At 74.8% G+C, this 4823-nt stretch carries 3 protein-coding genes; 1 reads left to right on the forward strand and 2 read right to left on the reverse strand.

Going from position 1 to position 4823, the window contains the following annotated elements:
- Positions 1–2 precede the first annotated feature (2 nt).
- Positions 3–1739, forward strand: a complete 1737-nt coding sequence (locus tag ACWDEN_RS26415; RefSeq protein ID WP_450860265.1) for a hypothetical protein — start codon at positions 3–5, stop codon at positions 1737–1739.
- On the opposite strand, the gene ACWDEN_RS26420 is transcribed toward ACWDEN_RS26415, so the two are convergent.
- Together ACWDEN_RS26420 and ACWDEN_RS26425 are read right to left on the reverse strand one after the other, a co-directional pair.
- Complete coding sequence (locus tag ACWDEN_RS26420; protein ID WP_450860266.1) at positions 1732–4161, reverse strand: ATP-binding protein; 2430 nt, start codon at positions 4159–4161, stop codon at positions 1732–1734. The two genes, ACWDEN_RS26415 and ACWDEN_RS26420, sit on opposite strands and share 8 nt — an antisense overlap.
- A gap of 32 nt (positions 4162–4193) precedes the next feature.
- Positions 4194–4823, reverse strand: a 630-nt coding sequence (locus ACWDEN_RS26425) for a tetratricopeptide repeat protein (RefSeq protein ID WP_450860267.1), incomplete at its 5' end; no start/stop codon positions are given.

The following is a 4823-nucleotide window of genomic DNA, read 5'->3' on the forward strand; positions in this document are numbered from 1 at the left end:
GCCTGACGGCTGAAAGCTTTCTTCGGGTTCCGGTGGGCCCCGACGCCCACCGCTGGCGTACCTTCCCCGCCGAGCGGACGCTCGTCGTCGCCGTGCGCACCGTCACCTCCACCGTGCGTGTGCTCGAGGCGCTGCCCGCCCTGCTCCGCGACGACCCCCGAGTGAGCGTCGTCTTCGCCCACGACCCCACCTCCGCGTTCGCCGACGGGGTGCAGGAGCTCCTCCGAGGCTCCGGATGCCGGGTCATGCCCTGGGAACAGCTGGCGCAGATCAGCCCGGATCTGATCCTCACAGCCAGCGAGAACGTGGACATACCGGAGGGTGACTGCCCGGTCCTGGTGCTGCCGCACGGCGTGGGCTTCCAGAAGCGGGTCCCGGACGCACGCGGGACGCACGACCGGTTGTCCGGCCTCGTTCCCGACGCGCTGCTGGAGTCCGGCCGGGCCTGGCTCGCCGTATCGCACCCGAACCAGGAACGACAGCTCCTCGCCGCCCACCCGAAGACCGCCGGCCGCACCCTGTTGCTGGGCGACCCCTGCTACGACGAGCTGCTCGCCGCCCGGGCCCGCAGGGACGCGTACCGGCGGGCCCTCGGTGTCGTCGAGGGCCGGCGGCTCGTCGTGATCAGCTCCACCTGGGGGCCGACCTCCCTGCTCGGCCGGCATCCCGATCTCCCGGTCCGCCTGCTGGGCGCGCTCCCCCGCGACGCGTACCGGGTCACGGCCGTGGTCCACCCCAACGTCTGGTCGGCACACGGTTCGTGGCAGATCCGCACGCTCCAGGCCTCGGCGCTCGACGCGGGCCTGCTGCTGATGCCGCCCGTGCACGCCTGGCGGCCGGCGCTCGTCGCGGCGGACGTGGTGATCGGCGACCACGGGTCGGTGACCCTGTACGGCGCCGCTCTCGGCCACCCGGTCCTGCTCGGCGCGTTCGGCGCCGACGCGGTACCGGAGACGGCGGCGCACGATCTGGCCGCCCTGGCACCGCGCCTGGATACCGGCGGCGATCTGGCGGCTCAGGTCGAGGACGTCGTACGGGAGCACGGCCGCGATCGGTACGCCCCCGTGGTGCGGCGGGCCTTCGCCGACTCGGGCCAGGCGCAGGCGCGGCTCCGTGCGGCCGTCTACGAACTGCTGGATCTCCCCGAGCCGGCCTCCGCGCCCCCGCCGGACCTGCTGCTGCACGTGCCGGAACCGGCCGCCGGTCCCGTCACCTCCTGGCTGGTCGTCACCGAGGTCGGCGAGGAGCCGGCCGGTCCGGTCGTGTCGGTGCGCCGGTATCCGGCCCAGGCGCGGGCGTACGCGCACGGCGGACCGCAGGCCGAGGAGGACGGCCCCGACGCGGCGCCGTACCGCTTCGCGTATCTGGCCTGTTCGGACGCGGAACGTGACCGCCGGCTGCTGGAGAGCGCCTCGGTGATCGAGCGGGCCGACCCCGCCGGATCGGTCGCCGAGGCGCTGGGCTGGATCCGTGACGGCCTGGCGCGGCTGCCCGGCAGTCTGCTGGCCGCCTGCGCGGTGCGGGGTGGTGGCCATCTGGTGGGGTTGCGCGACGGCCGGGTGGCCGAGGCGGCGGTGACCGGGCCGGCGCTGTCTCCCGGGCTCGCGGCGGCGATCGTCTATGCCCGGTTGCGGCAGGGTCTTCCACCGGGCGAGGCGCTGCTGACCCTGCGGATCGCCGGGGTGCGGGACGAGGACGTCGTGCTCCGCCCGCGCCCCGCGGCACCGCGTCTCAGCTGAGGTCCGTCAGCCGCCGGCGGACGTCGTCCGCGCGCCGGTCGCCGTTCGTCTCGTGGATCTCGAGGGCGCGGGTCAGCCACTCGCGCACCCGGTCCGGGTGGCGGCCGGTCCGCTGGGCGAGGTCGGCGAGCTCCTCCCGTGCGTCGGCCTCGTAGCTGTACGCGCGCCGGGCCTTCAGGGTGTCGGCCGCCGTTTCCAGGGCGTGGAAGGCCGCGTCGAACTCGTCGCGGTGGGCGTGGGCCCGGCCGAGGGCGAGGAGGGCGCGGGCCGCCATCCGCTCGTCGGGCTCGGGGAGGTCCAGCAGGTCCGCGCGTGCCTGGCCGAGCAGGGTGAGGGCCTGCTCGTGGTCTCCTTGGGCGTCCAAGGCCGAGCCCAGGAAGAGGAGGGCCAGGGCTTCGCCGCGCCGGTCCCCGGCGCGGCGGTTGAGGTCGAGGCAGTAGCGGTAGGTGTCCACGGCCCGGGCGAGGTCGGAGAGTTCGAGGTGGCGGCCGTAGAACTCCTGGACGGAGGCGCGCAGCAGCAGTCGGTCGGTGGGCTCGGCCAGGGCGACGGCGCGCTCCAGTTCGGTGCGGGCCCGGTCGTGTTCGCCGAGGTCCGTGAGCGGGCGTGAGAGCAGGCTGCGCAGCCGGGCCTCGCCGGCGCGGGCCTGCGCCGCGACGTCGGCCGGGGTGGCCGGGTCGGCGGCGAGCGCGGCGGCGGCCTCGCTGCCCAGGCTCAGGGACTCCTTCCAGGCGCCGAGGTGGCGGTGGTGCAGGAACAGCACGGTGAACGCCTCGGCCAGCGGCCAGGCCAGGGCGTTCAGGCGGTGGCGCACTGCCGCGCGCAGGACGGCGAGGATCGTGGTGCACTCGGCGTCGAGCCAGGTCAGCGGGGCGGGGCCGCCGGGTGCGGAGAAGGGGTCCGCGGCAGGTGCCATCAGTTCGGTCAGATCGGCGACGCGCAGCCGGTCCGCGCGCTGTGCCCGGTCGGCGAGGGCCGCGAGGACGAGGTGGTGCGTGGTCACCCGCTCGACGAGGGTCCTCTCCTCGGCGGGTGGTTCCTCCGCCACGGCACGCTCGCGGGCGTAGAGGCGGACGAGGTCGTGGACGCGGTAGCGGCCGTCGCGGTCCCTCTCCAGCAGGCTCGCGGCGGCCAGTTCGCGCAGCAGCCGCCGGGCCGTGCGCCGGTCGACGCCCGCGGCGGCGGCCGCGACGGACTCGTCGAACACTCCCGTGGGCAGCCAGCCCAGCAGCCGGAACATCCGGGCCGGTCCGGGTGGCAGCAGCCGGTAGGAGGGGCCGAGGACGGCCGACAGCGAGTAGTCGCCGCCGGGCAGGGAGATGCCCTCCAGCCGTTCGGCCTCGTCCTCCAGCTCCTGGGCCAGGTGGGTCAGGCTCGGGGCGTCGCCGGTGGTCAGCCGGGTCGCCACGATGCGCAGCGCCACCGGCAGTCCGCCGCACAGCTCCACGAGGCGTCCGGCCTCGCCGGGTTCGGCCGCGACGACGTCCTCGCCGCACTGGTCGGTCAGCAGCTTCAGGCCGCCGTGTGCGTCGAGGGGTTTCAGGTCGATGAGTTCGGCGCCGTCCTGCGCGACGAGTTCGCCGAGCTTGCTGTGACTGGTGACCATGACGGTGCTGCCGGGACCCGTGGGGATCAGGGCCCGCGCCTGGGCGGCCTGGGTGACGTTGTCGATGAGGACGAGCATGCGCCGGTCGCGGGAGTGGGTCTCGTACTGCCGCCTCAGCTCCTCGAACCGCTCGGAGACATGGGCATCGCTCCCCAGCAGCGCCCGCAGGACCGAGGCGAGGGCCTGTGAGGTCTCGGCCGGGCCCATGGCCGCGCCCACGGCGGACTCGTCGCGCAGGGCGGCGTAGTCGACGTAGAAGAGGCCGTCGGGGAAGTCCTCGCGCCGGGTGTCCGCCCAGCGGCAGGCGAGCGCCGTCTTGCCCACCCCGGGCAGCCCGGCGAGGACGGCGAGCCGCACCCTGCCGGGTTCGCCGCACAGGCTGTTCATCCGGTCGAGCTCGGCGACCCGGTTGCTGAAGGTGCCGGTCAGGGCGGGGAGTTGGTCGGGCTGGACGCCGGGCGCCGCCGGTGCGGCCGGGCGGACGTCGAAGGCGATGTCGTACGACGTTCCCGGCAGGACCTCGGCGAGCAGCCCGCGCAGTTCCTCCGCCGCCTCGGGGTCGTCCTCGAGGATGCCGAGCAGGCGCCGTTCCCATTCGGCGGCGACCCGGTCGGCCGCGCTCTCCTCGTCGCCGCGTTGCCTGGCCTGCTCCAACTCCTCACGGGAGGCGTCCAGTTCGCCGTCGGCGCCGCGCCGGGACAGCCAGCGGGTGATCCGTCGGCTCCCGCGTTTCATCTTCAGCCAGGCGTCCGCGGCCGCGAGTCCGACGAATGCCGTTGCCGCCTGGGCGGCGAGCGTCCCCAACTCGGCTTCCACGAAGCCCCCTTACGTCGTCCAGCGGCACCGGATCAGGCGGACTCCACGGTAGAAGGATCTTCGCCGGATTCCCAGTCGGCATCGCCGTCCGCGCCTGTCCGGCCGAGGCGGTCGGCATCGGCGCCTGACCGGGCGGCTTCGACAGGGGCATTGGTCCGGCTGTATGCCTCAGCGGCTCGGGCGTAGGCCTCCCGCGCCTTCGCCGTGGCTCCGGCGCTCTCTTGGAGGATGGCCAGGTTCTCGAGGGACCGGCCCAGGCCGTACCAGTCCTCGAAGCCCTGCATGATCCCCGCCGAGGTGCCGTACGCGTCGACGGCCTCCTCCGAACGGCCTGCGAGACGGAGGGTATGACCGAGATCGTTCCACGCCGTGGCCTCGCGACGACGGTCCCCGGCCTCCTGGTACAGGCCCAGCGCGCGCCGCGCCGCCTCCATCGCCTCCTCCGGCCGCCCCGCCACCCGCAGGGCATCACCGACGTTCTGCCACGCCATGGCCTCGCGACGACGGTCACCAACCCCCTGGTACAGGCCCAGCGCGCGCCGCGCCGCCTCCATCGCCTCCTCCGGCCGCCCCGCCACCCGCAGGGCATCACCGACGTTCTGCCACGCCATGGCCTCGCGACGACGGTCACCAACCCCCTGGTACAGGCCCAGCGCGCGCCG

This window comes from Streptomyces sp. NPDC001153, assembly GCF_053598315.1.